This window comes from Prescottella equi, assembly GCF_002094305.1.
GTDB lineage: Bacteria > Actinomycetota > Actinomycetes > Mycobacteriales > Mycobacteriaceae > Prescottella > Prescottella equi.
This window is the reverse complement of record NZ_LWTX01000011.1, coordinates 36,806-55,994: the sequence shown is the minus strand read 5'-3', so window position 1 is coordinate 55,994 and position 19,189 is coordinate 36,806. Positions and strand designations below refer to the sequence as shown.

Annotated in this window: 20 protein-coding genes; 12 read left to right on the top strand and 8 right to left on the bottom strand. The window is 69.3% G+C overall.

The features are described from left to right. Window positions 1-108 precede the first annotated feature (108 nt). Window positions 109-894, top strand: a complete 786-nt coding sequence (locus A6I89_RS21435; RefSeq protein WP_005515905.1) for an MBL fold metallo-hydrolase — start codon at window positions 109-111, stop codon at window positions 892-894. Window positions 895-928: 34 nt separating this feature from the next. Here A6I89_RS21435 and A6I89_RS21430 read toward each other — a convergent pair whose 3' ends face one another. Then, the gene (locus tag A6I89_RS21430; RefSeq protein WP_022593815.1) at window positions 929-1,495 is read right to left on the bottom strand and encodes an SWIM zinc finger family protein; all 567 of its coding nucleotides are present in this window, start codon (window positions 1,493-1,495) and stop codon (window positions 929-931) included. After that, window positions 1,495-3,252 (bottom strand): DEAD/DEAH box helicase, encoded by a 1,758-nt coding sequence (locus tag A6I89_RS21425; protein WP_022593817.1) that lies wholly within the window; start codon window positions 3,250-3,252, stop codon window positions 1,495-1,497. Before A6I89_RS21425 ends, A6I89_RS21430 begins: the two co-directional genes overlap by 1 nt. Before the next feature lie 60 nt (window positions 3,253-3,312). Here A6I89_RS21425 and A6I89_RS21420 point away from each other — a divergent pair, with 60 nt between their 5' ends. The 7 genes from A6I89_RS21420 to A6I89_RS21390 all read left to right on the top strand — a co-directional run bounded on the left by A6I89_RS21420 (window position 3,313) and on the right by A6I89_RS21390 (window position 9,990). After that, the gene (locus A6I89_RS21420; protein ID WP_232244911.1) at window positions 3,313-4,125 is read left to right on the top strand and encodes a TetR/AcrR family transcriptional regulator C-terminal domain-containing protein; all 813 of its coding nucleotides are present in this window, start codon (window positions 3,313-3,315) and stop codon (window positions 4,123-4,125) included. A 105-nt stretch (window positions 4,126-4,230) separates the two neighbouring features. Continuing rightward, window positions 4,231-5,706 carry a 2-hydroxymuconic semialdehyde dehydrogenase gene (locus tag A6I89_RS21415; RefSeq protein ID WP_022593822.1) on the top strand — a complete coding sequence of 492 codons (1,476 nt, stop codon included), beginning with the start codon at window positions 4,231-4,233 and terminating at the stop codon, window positions 5,704-5,706. A gap of 19 nt (window positions 5,707-5,725) precedes the next feature. After that, window positions 5,726-6,505, top strand: coding sequence for a 2-keto-4-pentenoate hydratase (locus tag A6I89_RS21410; RefSeq protein ID WP_044990390.1), 780 nt, complete (start codon window positions 5,726-5,728; stop codon window positions 6,503-6,505). Continuing rightward, complete coding sequence (locus A6I89_RS21405; protein WP_005515897.1) at window positions 6,502-6,960, top strand: RidA family protein; 459 nt, start codon at window positions 6,502-6,504, stop codon at window positions 6,958-6,960. The genes A6I89_RS21410 and A6I89_RS21405 overlap by 4 nt, the downstream gene beginning before the upstream one ends. Further along, window positions 6,957-7,478 carry a 3-hydroxyanthranilate 3,4-dioxygenase gene (locus A6I89_RS21400; RefSeq protein ID WP_005515895.1) on the top strand — a complete coding sequence of 174 codons (522 nt, stop codon included), beginning with the start codon at window positions 6,957-6,959 and terminating at the stop codon, window positions 7,476-7,478. The genes A6I89_RS21405 and A6I89_RS21400 overlap by 4 nt, the downstream gene beginning before the upstream one ends. A gap of 1 nt (window position 7,479) precedes the next feature. Further along, window positions 7,480-8,475: an amidohydrolase family protein gene (locus A6I89_RS21395; RefSeq protein ID WP_005515893.1), complete on the top strand. Its 996-nt coding sequence runs from the start codon at window positions 7,480-7,482 to the stop codon at window positions 8,473-8,475. 171 nt (window positions 8,476-8,646) lie between these two features. Continuing rightward, entirely contained in the window at window positions 8,647-9,990 is a 1,344-nt protein-coding gene (locus A6I89_RS21390; protein WP_022593826.1) for an MFS transporter, read from the top strand. 62 nt (window positions 9,991-10,052) lie between these two features. Here A6I89_RS21390 and A6I89_RS21385 read toward each other — a convergent pair whose 3' ends face one another. The 6 genes from A6I89_RS21385 to A6I89_RS21360 all read right to left on the bottom strand — a co-directional run bounded on the left by A6I89_RS21385 (window position 10,053) and on the right by A6I89_RS21360 (window position 15,695). Next, entirely contained in the window at window positions 10,053-10,985 is a 933-nt protein-coding gene (locus A6I89_RS21385) for a LysR substrate-binding domain-containing protein (RefSeq protein ID WP_005515888.1), read from the bottom strand. Between the two features lie 100 nt (window positions 10,986-11,085). After that, window positions 11,086-11,940, bottom strand: a complete 855-nt coding sequence (locus A6I89_RS21380) for an alpha/beta hydrolase (RefSeq protein ID WP_013414735.1) — start codon at window positions 11,938-11,940, stop codon at window positions 11,086-11,088. Between the two features lie 160 nt (window positions 11,941-12,100). After that, window positions 12,101-12,775: a Crp/Fnr family transcriptional regulator gene (locus A6I89_RS21375; protein ID WP_005515884.1), complete on the bottom strand. Its 675-nt coding sequence runs from the start codon at window positions 12,773-12,775 to the stop codon at window positions 12,101-12,103. A 210-nt stretch (window positions 12,776-12,985) separates the two neighbouring features. After that, window positions 12,986-14,023 carry a hypothetical protein gene (locus A6I89_RS21370; RefSeq protein WP_022593828.1) on the bottom strand — a complete coding sequence of 346 codons (1,038 nt, stop codon included), beginning with the start codon at window positions 14,021-14,023 and terminating at the stop codon, window positions 12,986-12,988. Beyond that, the gene (locus A6I89_RS21365) at window positions 14,020-15,366 is read right to left on the bottom strand and encodes an APC family permease (protein WP_005515882.1); all 1,347 of its coding nucleotides are present in this window, start codon (window positions 15,364-15,366) and stop codon (window positions 14,020-14,022) included. Before A6I89_RS21365 ends, A6I89_RS21370 begins: the two co-directional genes overlap by 4 nt. A gap of 74 nt (window positions 15,367-15,440) precedes the next feature. Continuing rightward, window positions 15,441-15,695 (bottom strand): hypothetical protein, encoded by a 255-nt coding sequence (locus A6I89_RS21360; RefSeq protein ID WP_005515881.1) that lies wholly within the window; start codon window positions 15,693-15,695, stop codon window positions 15,441-15,443. 82 nt (window positions 15,696-15,777) lie between these two features. On the opposite strand from A6I89_RS21360, the gene nth reads away from it, so the two are divergent. From nth to A6I89_RS21340, 4 genes are read left to right on the top strand one after another with little or no spacing between them, the layout of a single operon-like run. Next, window positions 15,778-16,551 (top strand): endonuclease III, encoded by a 774-nt coding sequence (gene nth / locus A6I89_RS21355; protein WP_037084682.1) that lies wholly within the window; start codon window positions 15,778-15,780, stop codon window positions 16,549-16,551. A gap of 5 nt (window positions 16,552-16,556) precedes the next feature. After that, entirely contained in the window at window positions 16,557-17,225 is a 669-nt protein-coding gene (locus A6I89_RS21350) for a TlpA family protein disulfide reductase (RefSeq protein WP_005515879.1), read from the top strand. After that, the gene (locus A6I89_RS21345; RefSeq protein ID WP_005515878.1) at window positions 17,222-17,995 is read left to right on the top strand and encodes an NUDIX hydrolase; all 774 of its coding nucleotides are present in this window, start codon (window positions 17,222-17,224) and stop codon (window positions 17,993-17,995) included. Before A6I89_RS21350 ends, A6I89_RS21345 begins: the two co-directional genes overlap by 4 nt. Next, window positions 17,992-19,182 carry a MarP family serine protease gene (locus A6I89_RS21340; RefSeq protein WP_005515877.1) on the top strand — a complete coding sequence of 397 codons (1,191 nt, stop codon included), beginning with the start codon at window positions 17,992-17,994 and terminating at the stop codon, window positions 19,180-19,182. Before A6I89_RS21345 ends, A6I89_RS21340 begins: the two co-directional genes overlap by 4 nt. Window positions 19,183-19,189: the final 7 nt, after the last annotated feature.

Here is a 19,189-nt window from a genome sequence, read left to right as displayed (position 1 = left end):
AGGTGTCGGGTGGCGCGACCGGCAGCGGTCCGGAGTCGTACAGTGATGTCGGTTTCGAGTGCCCGGATTCTCCGGGTCCGCTGTCGGTCCGTCACGAAAGGCGCGCCCATGACGCTCCAGCACCCCGCGTACGCCCAACTGCGCCAGGTCACGCCCGTCGCCGCCGTCATGCTCGAGCAGAATCCGAGCATGTACTCGCTCGACGGCACCAACACCTGGATCCTGCGGGCCCCGGGAGGCGACGAGTGCATCGTGGTCGACCCCGGTGACGACGACCCCGACCACCTGGCGCGGGTCGCCGGCGTCGGGACCGTTGTGCTGACGCTGATCTCGCATCGTCACCACGACCACACCGGTGGCATCGACCGGTTCTTCGAACTGACCGGTGCGCCGGTGCGTGCCGTGCACGAGGAGTTCCGGCGCGGCGGTGGCGGCGGTCTCGACCACGACGAACTGATCGAGGCCGCCGGGCTCACCCTGCGGGTGCTGCGTACACCGGGGCACACCGCCGACTCGGTGTCGTTCGTGATCGAGGGGGAGGGATCGGTGCTCACCGCCGACACCATCCTCGGCCGCGGCACCACGGTTCTCGACGCATCGGACGGCAACCTGCGCGACTACCTGGCGTCGATGCAGACGCTCATCGACCTCGGACCGGGGCGCACCGTCCTGCCCGGGCACGGCCCGGAACTGCCCGACCTCGAAGCGGTCGCGAAGTACTACCTCGCCCACCGGGAGGAACGTCTCGCCCAGGTCCGCGGTGCCCTCGACGCGCTCGGCGCCGATGCCGACGTCCGCGCGGTGGTCGAGCACGTCTACACCGACGTGGACGAGACGTTGTGGCCGGCGGCCGAGCAGTCGGTGCGCGTGCAGTTGGAGTACCTGCGCGGCTGACGGTCAGCGCGCCGTACTCGCGGTGTCCTCCCGCTCAGCGCGAGGCAGACGAGGAGGCTCCGAAGAACGTGGCCGGATCCAGCGAAGCGACGGGAGTCCAGCGCGCGGGAGGCCCGGCGCTCTCCGAATCGCTCGCTGCCGCGGTCGCGTAACCCTGCAGATCCAGAGCGAGTCGCGGATTCTCGTCCACTCGGCGGGCGATCTCGTAGAGGACCGCGAGCACGTGCAGGCAGGTCGCCGTGCGCGCCGAACACGAGCAGTCGGTGTCGACGAGAACCGGCGCGAGGGTGATGCCTGCCGAGACGATCGCGCGATACGTGTCGTCGGTGAGCATCGCGGTGTCCGGCGCGATCTCCGACACCGCAGTGATCGACGCCCTGCCGAGCGGAGCCACCTCGAGTCGTGTCACCGACGCCGCGCCGCCGCGATGGATGGAAGCGTGCACGACCCGACCCTCCACCGTGGCCTGCACGAGGTTGTTGCGAGCGAGGCTGCGGGCGCGCGGCAGCTGCAGGCGCACTGACTCGCTCTGGCGCAGCGGTTGGGCCAGCCGCACCCAGTCCCGTCCCCAGAGGGTGTAACCGAACTCGTTGTCCGCCATCATTTCTCCCTCTTGCGGCGCAGGATCTCGATCAACTGGTCGTCGTTCAGGCCGGCGAGTGCCGCGATGCCCGCCGCATCTTCGAGGTCCGTGAGCGCCGCCTTGCGACCGTGCATGCCGGCGATGTGCTCCTCGACGGTGGTGGTCGAGGTGAGTGTGGTGACGGTGACCGTCCGGGTCTGACCGATCCGGTGCGCGCGGTCGGACGCCTGCGCCTCGACGGCCGGATTCCACCAGCGGTCGAAGTGCACGACGTCCGCGGCACGGGTCAGGGTCAGCCCGGTGCCCGCCGCGCGCAGACTCAGCACCAGTACCGGTGGCCCGTCCTCGGACTGGAACCGGGACACGATCTCGGCACGCTCGGACTGTCGCAGCCCACCGTGCAGGAAGGGCGCGGCGACGTCGAACTGCTCGGCGAGATGACGCACCAGCATCTCGCCGGTCCGGCGGTACTGGGTGAAGATCAGTGTCGGACTGCCGGTTTCCATGTTGGTGGCCACGATGTCGGTACACAGGTCGAGCTTGCCCGACCGGCCTGCCAGCGAGTCCATCTCGCCGGTGATCAGTCCTGGATGATTGCAGACCTGCTTCAGTGCGGTCAGCACCGCGAGAACGCGGCCGTGACGTTCGATACCGGCGCCGAAACCGTCGTCGACTGCCTCCGCGAGCAACACGTCGTAGATCTCCTCCTGCTCGGCTGTGAGATCGCACAGGAGATCGTTGTGGATCTTGGGAGGTAGTGACGCGGCGACCTGAACCTTTCTGCGTGCCAGCACGATCGGCTCGATCGTGTCGCGCAGGCGGGCCGCCGCTGCCACCGAACCCTCCCGGACCGGCTGGACGAACCGTCGCCGGAACTGTGCCCGATGCCCGAGCGCGCCCGGGGACACCAGGTTCACCAGCGCCCACAGCTCGTCGAGATGGTTCTCCACCGGCGTGCCGGTGAGCGCCACCTTGGCCGCGCTGTCCAGCGCCCGCGCGGCCTTGGAGATCTGGGTGCGCGGGTTCTTCAGCGCCTGCGCCTCGTCGAAGACCACCGTGCGCCAGCGCTGTCCCGCCAGCGTGGTGGCGTGTGTTCGCAGAGTCGGGTAGCCCACGACGACAACGGTTCCCGGATCGTCGGGGATGTTCCCGCCGCGCCACACCGCCGGGTGCAGTCCCGGCGCGAACCGCCCGATTTCGTGCGTCCAGTTGCCCACCAGTGACGTCGGGCAGACCACGAGCTGGGGTTCGGTCTCCGCCCGGCCGAGCAGGAAGCCGATTGCCTGCACGGTCTTGCCGAGTCCCATCTCGTCGGCGAGCACCGCTCCACCGTGCGTCCGGACGGTCTCCCGCAGCCAGGCTGTGCCCCGGGCCTGATAGGGCCGCAGTTGTGCCTGCAGGCTCGCACCCAACTCCGCGGCGACGGCTTCGGCCGCGCGCAACACGCGGTAGGCGTGACCGGCCGACACGATCGCGGTGCCGGAGGCGTTCGGCACCGCATGGGCTGCGATGGGCAGCGGCGGTGTCGTGCCGTCCGCGTCGGCCGGGAGTTCGGCGGCGCGCACCGCGTCCCGCCAGAGCGCCACCGATTCGCCCGCCGCTTCGACGGTCAGATCACCGAGGGAAGCAACCTCCACGAGCCTGGCATCCACCTCTGCGGGCACGAGCGCGCCCCCCACCCCTACCGGGAGCGCGAGCGTGAGGGTTTCGCGGTCGCCGGGTACGCCGGGGGCCCGGCCGGCGGCGCGGCCCGCCCACGTCCAGAGCGCGAACATGTGTCGATCCGGCAGATAGGTGGCCTGTGTGCTGAGCAGGGGAACCCCTCCATGTGGCGTATGGTGTACGGAGTTCTGACAACGTACACCGTACTGGATTTGTTCCGAAGGGCCTCCGTGAGCGAAGAGAGTGCCGCTGAGCAGGCGAGACAGCTGGTGGACCTGCTGTGGCGTCACCACCTGCCGCCGCGGCCGACCAGACGCGGCCCCAAGCAGGCCGTCAGCGTCGACGCGGTGGTCGACGCGGCCGTCGCCCTCGCGGATCGGGACGGCTACGCGAGCGTGTCCATCCGCGCGGTCGCCGCCGAGTTGGGGCTGCGACCGATGAGCCTGTACACCTACATTCCCAGCAAGGATGCCCTCACGGTCCTCATGGTCGATACGGTCGCGGGCGAGGACGCCCCGATCCCGGGCGAGCTCCCGCCCCGTGAACGGATGGCCGTCATCGCCCGCCGGATCCGTGCCGAAATCATCGCGCACCCGTGGCTCCTGGAAGTGCCGCCCTGGCGGCTGGTTCTCGGACCCGGGAGCATGCGGCGTTACGAACTGCAGCTGGCCGCCATCGAGGGCATCGGCCTGTCGGACGTCGCGATGGACCGGGTGATCGCGGTGCTGTCGGAGTTCGCCACCGGCAACGCCCGCGTCGCGGTCGCGGCGATCGACGCCGCCCGGCAGTTGAGCGACGAGCAGTGGTGGGAGGTGCACGGGCCCATGTTCGCCGCGGCGGTACCGCCGGACCTGTTCCCGTTGTCGTCACGAGTGGGTTCCGCGGTCGGCGAGCTGTACCAGGCGCCCGCGGACCCGGACGGGGCGTTCGAGTTCGGGCTCGCGAAACTGCTGGACGGGATCATGAGTGAGCTGTCGGAGCGCTGAAGGGCCTGCTGTTCGATCGGCCTGCCGGGACGTATGCCGATGAGGGCATGGCGGAAGGCTGTTTTGGCATTTGTTCGGTATGGATTCGGGCTCGACGATTGAGCCATGACTTCAACCCTCGACGGCTGGATCCGTAACTTCGTCGACGGCACCTTCGTCGACCCTGATCCGCGACGCGGATTCGACCAGGTCGATCCCGCGACCGGGCGGGTCCTCGCCCAGGTGCACGAGGCCGACCAGGCGCTGGTCGATCGCGCCGTGAACGCCGCACGCCGGGCCCTCGACGACGGCTGGGCCGACACCCCGGTCCGCGAGCGCACCGCGTTGCTGCGCCGCGCCGCGGACCGTATCGAGGAGCGCTTCGAGGAATTCGTCGCGGCCGAGATGGCGGACACCGGCAAGCCGATCACCCAGGCGCGGGAGCTGGACGTGGCGCGGGCGCTCACCAACTTCCGGACGTTCGCCGACGTCGCGGCCGCCGCCGGCCAGGAATCGTTCATGACCGATCTGGCGGGCGGGCGGCAGGCGCTGAACTACGCGGTCCGCAAACCGCTCGGGGTGGTCGCGGTGATCGTGCCGTGGAATCTGCCGCTGCTCCTGCTCACCTGGAAGGTGGCGCCCGCTCTGGCGTGCGGCAACGCCGTGGTCGTCAAGCCCAGCGAGGAGACTCCCGCCACCGCGACGCTGCTCGCGGAGGTCCTGGCCGAAGTGGGGTTGCCTGCCGGCGTGTACAACGTGGTGCACGGCTTCGGCGGCAACTCCGCCGGTGAGTACCTCACGACCCATACCGGGATCGACGGCGTCACCTTCACCGGATCCTCCGCGACCGGCTCGCACGTGATGAAGACCGTCGCACCGCGCGTGCGCCCGGTGTCCTTCGAGCTCGGCGGCAAGAATGCGGCGATCGTCTTCGACGACGTCGACCTCGACGAGGCGCTCACCGGGCTCACCAAGTCCGTCTTCACGAACACCGGCCAGGTGTGCCTGTGCACCGAGCGGGTGTACGTGCACCGCTCCATCTTCGACGACGTCGCGTCCGGTCTCGTCGAGCGGGCCCGGCAGCTGCGTCTGGGCGACCCGAAGGACGAGAGCACCACCACCGGGCCGCTGATCTCACAGGGCCATCGCGACAAGGTGATGAGCTTCTTCAAGATGGCCGAACAGGCCGGCGCCGAAGTCCTCACCGGAGGCGGGATCCCGGATCTGGGGCAGGAGTTCGCGTTCGGCTCGTGGGTCGAGCCCACGCTGTGGACCGGGCTGACCAACGAGGATCCCGTGTTGCGTGAGGAGATCTTCGGGCCCGTCGCCGCGCTGGTGCCCTTCGACACCGAGGCGGAAGCGATCGCCCTCGCCAACGACACCAAGTACGGACTGGCCGCGTCGGTGTGGACCAACGACCTGCGCCGCGGACACCGTGTCGCGCAGAAGATGAACGTCGGAATCTCCTGGGTCAATACCTGGTTCACGCGCGAACTGCGATCTCCCTTCGGCGGTGTCGGGCTCTCCGGCATCGGGCGCGAAGGCGGCGAATCGTCGTTGCACTTCTACACCGAGCCCACCAACGTGTGCGTGGCGCTGTAACCCCCAGGAGTCGATAACAGTGACATCGAATGTATTGAGCAGCAGCGAGATCGAATCGCTCGCCGAGCGTCTCGACGATGCGCAGGCGGGGGTGCACGACACCCTGAGCCTCGCGGACGACGTCGAGCTCGGTATCGACGACGCTTACCGCATCCAGGAGGCGCTGGTCGCTCGGCGCCTGGGCCGCGGGGAGTCCCTCGTGGGCGTCAAGCTCGGCTTCACGAGCAAGGCGAAGATGGCCCAGATGGGGGTGTCCGACGTGATCGTCGGCCGGCTCACCGATGCGATGTGCGTCGAGGACGGCGGCCGCGTCGATCTGCACCGGTTCATCCACCCGAAGATCGAGCCCGAGGTCGCGTACCGACTGGCGCGGGACATCGATCTCGACGACCCCGCCGTCGACATCGAGTCCTGCGTCGACGCGGTCGCTCCCGCGATGGAGATCATCGACTCCCGCTACCGGGACTTCCGGTTCACCTACACCGACGTGGTCGCCGACAACACGTCCGCAGCGGCGTACGTGATCGGACCGTGGCAGTCCATGCGGTCCGCCGGGGACCTCGCGGTGCGCCTCGAGGCCGGAGTGCAGGCCGTCGACGGCTCGACCGCCGCGATCCTCGACGATCCGGTCAACGCGCTGCACGCGCTGCTCGACATGTGCCGACGTCGGCGTATCCCGTTGCGTGCCGGCGACGTCGTCCTCGCGGGCGCCGCGACCGCCGCCATCCCGTTGTCGGCCGGTGTCGCGCGTTGCGAGATCGCGGCGCTGGGCAGCGTCACCGTGGAGGGAATCGCATGAGCGACAACGCAGCCAAGGTCATCGAACGCCTCGCGACACCGCGTGGGCGCTTCCCGCACGTCAAGGTCGCGGGCGACTTCGTCTACGTCTCCGGGACCAGCTCGCGCCGGCCGGACAACACGTTCGTCGGCGTCGAGGTCGACGAGATGGGTACGACGAACCTCGACATCCGCGCCCAGACGCGTGCGGTGATCGAGAACATCCGGTCGATCCTCGCCGAGGTCGGCGCGGATCTGAGCGATCTCGTGCAGGTCACGTCGTATCTCGTGTCGATGAACGACTTCGGCGGATACAACGAGGTGTACGCCGAGCTGTTCGACGAGACCGGTCCCACCCGCACCACGGTTGCGGTGCACCAGCTTCCGCATCCGCACCTGCTCATCGAGATCCAGGGCGTGGCATACGTGCCCGCCCACCGCCGTACCCACACCGCCGACTCGGAGGACCGCTCATGACCGTCATCCCGCCCGTCATCGACTTCCAGAAGTGGATCGCCGAGAATCGGCACCTGCTCGCGCCGCCGGTCAACAACCAGACGATGGCGCTGGGCGACGACTTCATCGTGCAGGTCGTCGGCGGACCCAACCAGCGCACCGACTACCACCTCGACCCGTACGAGGAGTGGTTCTACCAGATCGAGGGCGACATCCACGTGGACGTGATGACCGAGGACGGCCCGCAGCGCGTGCACATCCGGGAGGGTGAGACCTGGCTGCTCCCCGGCAATCTGCCGCATTCGCCGCAGCGCCCCACCGCGGGTTCGATCGGACTGGTCATCGAGCGCGTGCGCCGCGAGGGCACCCTCGAGAAGTTCCAGTGGTACTGCCTCGAGTGCAACAACCTGATCCACGAGATCGAACTGCAGGTGCGCGACATCGTCGCCGACCTGCCGCCGGTGTTCGTGCAGTTCTACGAGGACGAGCAGGCCCGCACGTGCGACAACTGCGGCACCCTGCATCCCGGGAAGGGCTGACGTGAGCGGCATCATCGACGTCCACACCCACTACGTCCCCAAGGGGTGGCCGGACCTGACCGCCGACGCCGGACCCGACGCCCCGTGGCTGCGGGTCGAGAGCGAGGCCGAGGCCGTCATCATGATGGGCTCGAAGGAGTTCCGCCGGATCCAGGCCGACGCCTGGGATGCGCAGACCCGACTGCACGACATGGACGCCGACGGCGTCCGCACCCAGGTGGTCTCGCCGACACCGGCCTTCTTCAACTACGGCCGCACCGGCGCACAGGCCGAACGGATCGCACGCATCTTCAACGACCTCGCGCTCGACATCGTCGCCCCCGCCCCGGACCGGTTGATCCCGTTCTGCCAGGTGCCGTTGCAGGACGCCGACGCCGCCTGCCGTGAGGTGGAGCGCTGCGTCGCCAACGGACACCGCGGAGTCGAGATCGGCAACCACGTCGGCGACCGTGACCTCGACAGCGAGGGCGTGGTGACCTTCCTGCAGCACTGCGCGTCGCTGGACGTCCCGGTGTTCGTCCATCCCTGGGACATGGATTCGTCGCCGCGCCTGAACCGCTGGATGGCGCAGTGGCTCACCGCAATGCCCGCCGAGACGCACCTGTCGATCCTCGCGCTGATCCTCGGCGGCGTCTTCGATCGCATCGACGACCGGTTGAAGATCGGGTTCGCCCACGGCGGTGGGTCGTTCGCCTTCTGGCTCGGCCGGATGGAAAACGCCTGGCATCGCCGCAACGACGTGATCGGCACGTCCGAGATGCCGCCGTCGCACTACCTCGGCCGCTTCTACGTGGACTCCGTCGTGTTCGACGACCGCGCGTTGCGTCTGCTCGTCGACACCGTCGGTGTGGACCGGGTGATGGTGGGCAGCGACTACCCGTACCCGCTGGGGGAGCGGCCGGTGGGGGAGGTCGTGCGCAAGAGCGAGTTCCTGGACGAGGCCTCGCGGGATCTGATCCAGCGCGGCAACGCGGAGCGCTTCCTCGGGCTCTCGTAACGCCCGAGGCATAGCCGAATTGAGATACCCGGCGGCCGATTCGGCATTTGTGAGTCATGTCTCACGGGTACAGAATCTTCCGTACGAGGCCGACAAGGCCGCCGGATTCTCCTGGCGAAGAACGGATCTCGGATATCCGACCGCCTCCCCCGACACCGATAGGTATCTGCGATGACCGACAGCACGACACGAGGCCGGGGCCCTGCCCCCGCCGCGGCCGCGCGCAGCCGTGTCGCCATGGCGACCCTGGCCGGCACCACGCTCGAGTGGTACGACTTCTTCCTCTACGGCACCGCCGCCGCACTGATCTTCAACAAGCAGTTCTTCCCGAGCCTGAGCCCCACGGCCGGCACCCTCGCCGCGTTCAGCACGTTCGCGGTCGGATTCATCGCCCGCCCGCTCGGCGGCCTGGTCTTCGGCCACTTCGGCGACCGCATCGGCCGTAAGGCGACGCTCGTGGTCTCGCTCGTGATGATGGGCATCGGCTCGACCCTGATCGGCCTCATCCCCAACTACGACGCGATCGGAGTGTGGGCGCCGATCCTGCTCGTGGCGATGCGCGTCGTACAGGGCATCGGGCTCGGCGGTGAGGGTGCCGGGGCGACGTTGATGTCGATGGAACACGCCCCCGCCGGGAAGAAGAACCTCTACGCCGGCTTCCCCCAGATGGGTACCCCGGCCGGGCTCGTGCTGGCGAACGGCATCTTCCTCACCATCAGTTCGGTGATGTCGGACAGCGCGTTCGCGTCGTGGGGCTGGCGGATCCCGTTCGTGCTCAGCTTCGTTCTCGTCGCGATCGGTCTCGTCATCCGCCTGCGGGTCACCGAGTCGCCGTCGTTCACCGGGATCGTCGAGAACAACGCGGTGTCGAAGTTCCCGCTCCGTGAGTCGCTGAAGGTCGGTTTCCCCCGCCTGTCGCTCACCCTCCTCGCGGTCCTCGCCAACTCCGCCGTCGCGTACGCCTTCATGGTGTTCTCGCTGTCCTACGGCAGTCAGCACCTCGGCTACGACAAGCAGTTCCTGATCCTGTGCGTGACGGCCGCCGCGGTGCTGTGGTTCGCGTCGATTCCGGTGTGGACCAAGGTCGCCGACAAGCACGGACGCCGCACGATGTTCATCGCCGGCTCCGCCGCGATCCTGGCATGGTGCATCGTGTTCTTCCCGCTGCTGAACACCGAGAACTCGGTGATCGCCGTGATCGCGTTCCTCGGCATGGGCCTGATCGTCCCGGTCACGCACTGCGTGCAGGGCAGCATCATCGCCGACACCTTCCCCGCGAAGGTGCGCTACTCGGGGTCGTCGCTGATCCTGCAGAGCGGCGCCATCCTGGGCGGCGGCCTGGCGCCCATGATCGCCACCGCGCTGCTCGACGCGACCGGATCGTCCGTCGGCGTCACGTGGTACCTCGCAACCGTCTGCGCCATCAGCCTGGTGGGCGCGATCGCCCTGTTCCGGGTCGTGCCGGACTCGTCGCGCGGCCTGCAGCACGAAGAACCCGCAGCCGTCCCCGCCTGATCGCTGTCGGGGGAACCGGAGCCGTCCACCACCCGGTGGGCGGCTCCGACTCGTTCGGCGTGTCAGTTGCGGGCGGGCGCGATCTCGGCCGCGAACTCGGCGAGGAAGTCCACCAGCGCGGACGCCGACGGGCTGAGGGTGCGTCCGGCCGAGAGCGTGATGCCGACGCTGTGGCCGATCGGGTCCAGCGTGATCGGCAGCGTGGTGAGACGGACGTCGTCGCGGGGAATGAGGCTGGGTAGGACCGCCACCATGTCGGTCTCGATGAGCAGCTGACGCACGGTGAGGAACGACGTGGCCTCCACCCGGTTCTCGGGCAGCGCGAGACTGTTGCGGGCGAAGAACTCTTCGAGTTCGCGGCGCAGTGCCGTCTCGACACCCGGCAGGATCCACGGGTACTGCGTCAGATCACCCAGCTCGATGCCGCTCCGCCCGGCCAGCGGGTGCCCCCGTCGCGTCACGAGTTCCACCGATTCGGCGTACAGCGTGCGCCGCACCGCCATCTCGTCGGTGGGTGAGGTGAGCCGGCCGACGATGAGATCGATACGCCCCGACTGCAGTTCGGTCAGCAGCACCTCCGGGGTGCCTTCCCGGACCACCACGGTGAGCAGTGGACGTTCCCTCTTCAGCCGCGCGATCGCACCGGGCAGGAGGACGTTGGAACCGGCGAGATGTGTTCCCACGACAACGGTTCCGCGGTCGGCGTCGGCGAGTTCGACCACGTGTCGACCGGCCTGCGTCAGCTGCGCGATCACCGCCCGGGCGTGCGCTGTGAACGCCTCCCCGAAGATCGTCGGCGTGATGCCGCGCGGACCCCTGTCGTACAGGGAGACACCGAGAATGGACTCGATGTCGTGCAGGCTGCGCGTCGCGACCGGCTGGGTGACATGCAGGGCCGCGGCCGCCGCGACGACACTGCCCTGGCTGGTGAGTGCGTCGACGAGCAGCAGGTGACGGAGCTTGAGGCGCCCGTCCAGCAGTTTGGGCATGTCCATGGGGGAATCCTAGCGACGGCCGAATCCCACGTATACCGTCAGCGATTTGGTGGTTGCAAAGCGCAACCGTATTGCGGTGAAGTGGATTTCGCGGGTCCGACTATGCCTGCTCGAGTCCGGCGAACAGGCCGAGCAGAGCGCGGCCGAGCGCCGAGTCCGGCTCTGCGAGATCGAGGAAGATGTCGTAGTGATTGCGGTCCGGGACGACCAGCAGTTCGCTCTCGGACCGCCGCGCCCACGCCTCGTGGAACTTCCGGCTCTGCTCGAGGAACCCCACGCCGTCGTGCTCGGCGACGGCCACGACCGCACGCGGGCCCACCCGGTCGGTCTGCAGCATCGGACTGAGCGCGCTCGCGCGCGAGTCGTCCAAACCCAGCCACTCGTTGGCGAACGAATCGACCAGCGGTCGGATGTCGAACAGTCCGCTGATCGGCATCGCCGCGCGCACCACGTCGTCCGGAAGCCCGAACTCGGCCTGCCACCCGGACACCATCGTGGTGGCGGTCAGATGACCGCCGGCGGAACTGCCGCCGACGACGATCCGGTTCCGGTCGAGACCGTGCTCGGCGCCGTGGTGGTACACCCAGGCGACGGCGGCCCGGACCTGCCGGACGATCTCCTCGAGCGGTGTGTGGGGTGCCAGTCCGTAGTCGACGGCGACCGTGGCGATGCCCGCGTCGGCGAGCATGCCCGCCATGAAGGCGGTGTGATGCCGCGACAGCGCCCGCCAGTACCCGCCGTGGATCGCCACGAACACCGGGCGCAGGGCGCCCCCGACTCCCCAGACGTCAAGCCGTTCGGTGCTGTCGGGGTCGAAGCGGACATCGGCGAAGCCGTCGAGACCGTCGACGGTCTCCCGTGAGCGCTGTCGGTACTCCTCGACGGTCGCGTCGAACAATTCGGGGGAGACGGTGTTGCGGACGTTGTAGTCCACGTCGATCTGCGGGTCGGTCACCGTTTCATCCTCTGGGGCATACCGAATGCCTGTCGAATGCGAAATTCGGGTCGAGATATGCCCAATTGCGCATAGCGCGGCGTCCGGCGAACGACGAAGCCGCCCGATCCCATCGCGGGATCGGGCGGCGTCGAGTCGTTCGGTGCTGTCGCTCGCGCGATCAGCGGGCGCGGCGCGCCAGACGCTCCGAGTCGGAGATCAGGACGCTCTTGCCCTCGAGGCGCAGCCAGCCGCGGTGCGCGAAGTCGGCCAGTGCCTTGTTCACGGTCTCGCGCGAAGCGCCGACGAGCTGGGCGATCTCTTCCTGCGTCAGGTCGTGGGTGACGCGGAGCGAGCCGGCCTCCTGCGTACCGAAGCGCTGTGCGAGCTGCAGCAGCGCCTTCGCGACACGACCCGGGACGTCGGTGAAGATCAGGTCCGCGAGGTTGTTGTTGGTGCGACGCAGGCGGCGCGCGAGGACGCGCAGCAGCTGCTCCGCGATCTCCGGACGCTGGTCGATCCACGACTTGAGGGCGTCCCGGTCCATGCTCACGGCGCGGACCTCGGTGACGGTGGTCGCGGTCGACGTGCGCGGACCCGGGTCGAAGATCGAGAGCTCGCCGAACATGTCGGACGGGCCCATGATCGTCAGCAGGTTCTCGCGGCCGTCCGGCGAACGACGGCCGAGCTTCACCTTGCCGGAAACGATGATGTACAGCCGGTCACCGGGCTCACCCTCGTTGAAGATGACGTGCCCGCGCGGGAAATCGACGGGCTGAAGCTGCTTGACCAGTGCAGCCACCGCCGAGGGCTCGACTCCTTGGAAGATGCCGGCTCTGGCCAGGACCTCGTCCACGTGCGCTCCTTTGGGAAAAACTGTTCATCGATGCAAGTTGCTGCACATGACTGGAGTCTCATGCAACGAGTACGCACACAAAGTCTACTTGCCGCGCCTGTGTGACGAGTCACGGACACCACGGAGAGTTCTGCGAGTCGGTGTCCATGTCGCGTCCACGGAGCCGACAAGAGCCGGCGGACCGAGCGTACGGGGTTCCGGGACATTCCATCACGTCTCCGCGTCCTTTTCTCGGTCGGCGGCCTGACGTCGCTCGACCTCCCTGCGCCCGTACGTCGCGCGGAGGATCTCGGTGCGGTCCGACGTCGTCGAACCCACCGCACCCGCGGCGATGCCGAGCGAGGCGGCGAGCCATGCGAGTTTGACGTAGGTCGCGAGGGTCGCCGGCGCGCCGAGTTGCTCCGCGAGATAGTCGTCCGGCACCACGACCACGGCGGCGAGCATCACCGCGAGCAGGAGCAGCCCGTACATGCAGACCGCGCCCGCCACCACCGTGCCGAGCGTGGCGGAGTTGTACAGCACGCGATCGGCGCGGGTGCTGCGGAAATTCGGGCGCTCCCAGAGTCCGTTCGGCACGATCAGCCAGGTGCTGACCGCCACCAGGACGGCCAGTGTCACCAGCGTCAGCCGGGTGACGCTCATCGATGCCGCCATCTGCCAGATGCTCGCGTAGAAGACACCGAACGCCGATGCCGCGCTCGCCGCGCCGAAGGCTCCCGACAAGGCCGGGATCAGCCGCCACGGACGATTGCCCCGCACCATCCCGGCCACCAGCCGCACCCGGCCGAGCGGAGACGTCGACACCAGCCGGCCGCCGCCGTCCGCGTCGGCGACCCAACGGGTGCCCGCCGGTGCAGGCCCGGACGCGCCCGTCCCGAGAAGGTGCGGCAGCAGGTCCGCGACGGTGCGCAGCAGCCGACGCGAGGTCCCGAGCACGCCGAAGGACGGCGTGTAGAACACGCACATCCGGTCGCGGAAGACCTCGGCGACGACGGCCCGGGACGCCTGTCGCCGGGGCATCTCGGAAACGACGAGGACCAGGTCGAACTTGTGCTGCAGAACGTCGAACCACTCGTCGAGCGCAGGGGAGCCGTCGGTCGCCGGCGGGAGGGTCAGCGCGACGTTCTCGACCTCGACCTCGGCGGACGCGTCGAGTGGCGTCGCCCGCAGCAATTCGGGCAGCCGGTCGGTGAGAATCTGCGCCAGCCGGGTCGAGAAACCGGGATCCGCGACGACGCCGACGATCACGACGTCACCTCCGGGTCGGTGCGCCGCGACCGGAACCGGGCCAGGGCATACAGGCCGAGGCCCAGTGCCAGAAACACCGCGCCCCGCAGCCACGTGGCGGCGCTCTGTTGCGTCAGGAGCACGACACACGTCAGCAGCGCGAGGATCGGTAGCACCGTCGGTGTTCGGAAGTGAGGCTCGCCCACCCGGTCGCGGCGCAGGACCAGAACCGCGACGTTGGTGCTCACGAACACGAACAGAAGGAGAAGGACGACAGTCTCCGCCAGGGCATCGAGAGAACTCGTCGTGCACAGCACCATCGCCACCGCCGTCGTCGCGAGGATCGCCACCCACGGGGTGCGGCGCCGCGGCAGCACCCGCCCGAACATCGACGGCACCAGACCGTGCGAGGCCATGCCGTACAGCAGGCGGCTGGCCATGATCATCGTCAGGAGCGCGCCGTTGGCGACGGCCACGAGTGCGATCGCACCGAACAACCGGTCCGGCACGCCCAGGTTCGTGGCGGACACGACCTCCAGGAGTGGGCCCGTCGACGCGGCCACCTGTTCCGGCGGCAGCACGATCGAGACCGCCATCCCCACCAGCACGTAGACGGCGCCGGCCGTGAGCAGCGCACCGAACAGCGCCCGCGGGTACACGCGACGGACGTCGCGCACCTCCTCGGCAATGTTCGCCGAGGTCTCGAAGCCGACGAACGAGTAGTACGCCAGCAGCGCGGCGGCAAGCACTGCCATCGCAGGGGCTCGGTCGGCATCGAACTCGAGCAGACGGCCGGGCTCGCCGTCCCCGCGGGCGAGCACGATCGCCGCCAGCACCACGACGAGGACGAGCCCGCCTACCTCGATCACCGTCATCAGCAAGTTCGCGCGCAGCGACTCGCGGATGCCTCGGGCGTTGACCGCCGCGACGACGGCGAGGAATCCCAGGGCCGCCAGCAGGACCGGCAGGTCGACGAACGTCCCCAGGTACTCGCCCGCGAAGGCGTGCGCGAGTCCGGCAGCGCTCGTGACGCCCGCCGCGAGCATCGCGAAGCCGACCAGGAAGGAGATCGTGTCCGAACCGAATGCGCGCCGGGCGAACACCGCGGCTCCACCCGCCTCGGGATACTTCGTCACGAGTTCGGCGTACGACGCCGCGGTCGTGAGGGCCATCGCGAGTGCCACGAGCAGGGGCACCCACACCGCCCCGCCGACCTCGCCCGCCATCACCCCGACGAGGGCGTAGATCCCGGCGCCCAGCACGTCGCCGATGATGAACACGAACAGCAGGACGCCACCGACCGAGCGGCGCAATTGCGGGGACGGTGCCCCGGTGGTGGTCGGTGGGGCGTTGGTTCCGGTCACGAGACCGCGGATACCCCGTCGGAAGGAAAACCTACCGTCGGCACGTAATGGGCCGACCGGAGGCGGAGGCCCGTCTAGCTGGCGCGGCGGGCGGGCAGGTCCTCGTCACCGTCGTCGCTGCGCCGACGCCGGCGGTTGAAACGGGCCAGCGCGTGCGGGAACCCCTCGGACGCGAGCGTCGCCACCTCCGACTGGCTCGCCTGGTCGAGGAACTCCTCGACCTCCTGCTCGCGGACCGTGAGTCGGCGGAGCCGGAACTCGACGCGCTCCATTGCCAGTGCGAACAGCATCAGCAGCACAGGAAACAGCACCACAGCCAGACCTTGCATATGCGGAAGTAAACACAACGAAGGTCTCAGAAGCGACACGGTCCGGAATCCGATCGGACGCTGAGTCCGTAGAGTTGTCGGGGTGCATGCGACCCCAGCCGGCGGACCGAAATCGGACGCAGAACCTGTCTCGTCGGGTGAGTCCAGGCTGGCGTTGGTGCGCCGGGCCCGGCGTATGAACCGCCGCCTGAAGGACGCCTTCCCGCACGTCTACTGCGAGCTGGACTTCACCACGCCCCTCGAGTTGACGGTCGCGACGATCCTGTCGGCACAGTGCACGGATGTGCGGGTCAACCAGGTAACTCCCGCCCTCTTCGCCCGCTACCCGGACGCCCGCGCCTACGCCGAGGCCGATCGCGTGGAGCTCGAGGAGTACATCCGGTCGACCGGTTTCTACCGGAACAAGGCGACCTCGATCATCGGCCTCGGCCAGGCTCTGCTCGAGCGATACGACGGCGAGGTCCCGAACAAACTGAAGGACCTCGTGACGCTGCCGGGCATCGGCCGCAAGACCGCCAACGTCGTTCTCGGTAACGCTTTCGGCGTGCCCGGAATCACAGTCGACACCCACTTCGGGCGGCTCGTCCGACGCTGGAAATGGACCGAGGAGACCGATCCGGTGAAGGTGGAGCACGCGGTCGGCGCGCTCATCGAACGCAAGGAATGGACCGATCTGTCGCACCGCGTGATCTTCCACGGACGACGGGTCTGCCATGCGCGCAAACCGGCGTGCGGGGTGTGCGTGCTCGCCAAGGACTGCCCCTCCTACGGCACCGGCCCCACCGACAAGGTCGCGGCGGCCGCGCTCGTGAAGGGCCCCGAGACCGAACACCTTCTCGAACTGGCAGGTATGTGAGCAGTATGCGGATGTCGAGTGGTGCGCGCTGGAGCCTCGTCGCGCTCGTGGTGGTGGTGGGGCTGATCGTCGCCATCTGGCCGCGCGGCGACGACGAGGCCGTCGACGTCGGCGGCTACCCCGGTGCGGACCGATCGGCGTCGCAGCAGGAGCGGCGCGCCGCCGACACCCCGGAGGCGCTGGCCGCGGCCCGCGCCGACGCCGAGTTGGAACCGTGCCCGGCGCCCGGCGGTCCCGCCCCCGACGGCTCGGTGCTCGAGGGCATCACCCTCGAATGCGTCGGCGACGGTAGCCGCGTCGACCTTGCCGCCGCACTGGCGGGCAAGCCGGTCCTGCTCAACCTGTGGGCCTACTGGTGCGGACCGTGCCGGGAGGAACTGCCGTATCTGCAGCAGTACGCCGACCGGGCCGGTAGCGCGGTTACCGTTCTCACGGTGCACACCGATCCAAACGAGGCGAACGCCCTCGCACGCCTCGCCGAGTACGACGTCCACCTGCCCGGGGTCCAGGACGGGTCGGCACGCGTCCAGGCCGCCGTCGGATCACCCGCCGTGTTGCCGGTGTCCGTGCTGATCCGTCCCGACGGCACCGTGGCGAAGATCCTGCCGCAGCCGTTCCGCAGCGTCGACGAGATCGCCGACGTCGTCCAGCAGTACCTCGGCGTCGCCGCATGAGCTTCCGATCGCATCCGCCGCTGAACCCCGCCGCCGCACCCGAGTGGTTGCGCGGTGTCACGCACACCCCGCCCGCGGACCCCAACCGCGTCAACCCGGTGCTCGACCGGCGCGCCCCCGACGGCGCCGCCGTGCGGCCCGCCGCGGTGCTGGTGCTGTTCGGTGGCTCGCCCGAGTCCGATCCCCTCGCCGTCGGCGGACTGCCCGCCGACGCCGACGTGCTGCTGACACAGCGGGCGTCGACGATGCGCCAGCACAGCGGCCAGGTGGCCTTCCCCGGCGGCGCGGCCGACCCGGAGGACGACGGCCCGGTCGACACGGCTCTGCGCGAAGCCGAGGAGGAGACCGGTCTGGAACGCAGCGGCGTGCAGCCGCTCGTGACGCTGCCGCAGCTGTTCATCCCGCCGTCCGGTTTCGACGTCACGCCGGTGCTCGCCTACTGGCGCGATCCCAGCCCGGTCGGCGTCGTCGACGTGGCCGAGGCCGAACGCGTGGTTCGGGTGCCCGTGCGGGACCTGATCGACCCCGACAACCGGTTCCAGGTCCGGCACCGCGCCGGCTACCAGGGCCCGGCGTTCGAGGTGGACGGAATGCTCGTGTGGGGTTTCACCGCCGGCGTGCTCGCGGGACTGTTCGCGGTGTCCGGTTGGGAGATCGAATGGGACCACCGCGACGTCCGTGACCTCGACGCGACGCTCACCAGGGTCGCGACCGGGATGGACGACAACGACGGAACCCTCGGACACCAGGCCCGGAAGGGGGAGCGGTGAGCGGATCCGCATGGATCGACCTGGCGGTGATCCTGATTGCGCTGCTGGCCGCGTCGTCGGGCTGGCGGCAGGGTGCGGTCGCGTCGGCACTCGCGTTCCTCGGCGTCGTGCTGGGCGCGGTCGCCGGCATCCTCATCGCGCCGCACGTGCTGGTCCACGTCGACGAGGGGCGCGCCCGGGTGCTCGCCGGCATCGCGCTGATCGTCGTGCTCGTGGTGATCGGCGAGGTCGCCGGCATGGTGCTGGGCCGCGCGGCCCGCAGCGGCATGCACAGCCCGGTCGCGCGGTCGGTGGACAGCGTCGTCGGCGCCGGACTTCAGCTCACGGCCGTCCTGGTCGCGGCGTGGCTGCTCGCCATCCCGCTGGCCACCTCGACCCAGGCCAACGTGGCCACCGCGGTACGCGGATCGAAGGTGCTCAGCACCGTCGACGACGTCGCACCGGACTGGCTGCGCAACGTGCCGAGCGAGTTCTCGGCGCTGCTCGACACGTCCGGTCTGCCCGACGTCATCGGGCCGTTCGGCCGGACGCCCATCACCAACGTCGAGCCGCCCGACGCCAGCGTGCTCGCGAGCCCGGTGGCGCAGCAGCTGCAGTCGAGTGTCCTGCGGATCCGCGGCGCCGCGCCGAGCTGCCAGAAGGCGCTCGAGGGATCCGGCTTCGTCGTCGGCCCCGAACGGGTGATGACCAACGCGCACGTCGTGGCGGGTACGTCGTCGGTGACCGTCGATACGGCCGCGGGCCCCCTCGATGCGAACGTCGTGCTGTTCGATCCGGCGGTGGACGTCGCGGTGCTCGACGTACCCGGGCTCACCGCGGAGGTGCTGCAGTTCGCGCCCGAGAAGGCACGCACCGGCGACAGTGCGATCGTGCTCGGATACCCCGGCGGTGGCCCCTACACGGCCAGCGCCGCCCGGATCCGTGAGGTCCTCGACCTGCGCGGACCGGACATCTACCGCTCCGGCAACGTCGAGCGCGAGGTGTACACGGTGCGCGGGTCGATTCGTCAGGGCAATTCGGGTGGACCGCTCGTCGACGAGCAGGGACGCGTCCTGGGCGTCGTCTTCGGTGCCGCGGTCGACGACAGCGACACCGGTTTCGTCCTCACCGCGGACGAGGTGTCGCGCCAGCTCGAGCAGGCCGGGCAGTCCCGCGCCGCCGTGGGCACGGGCGTCTGCATCACCTGACCCGGCT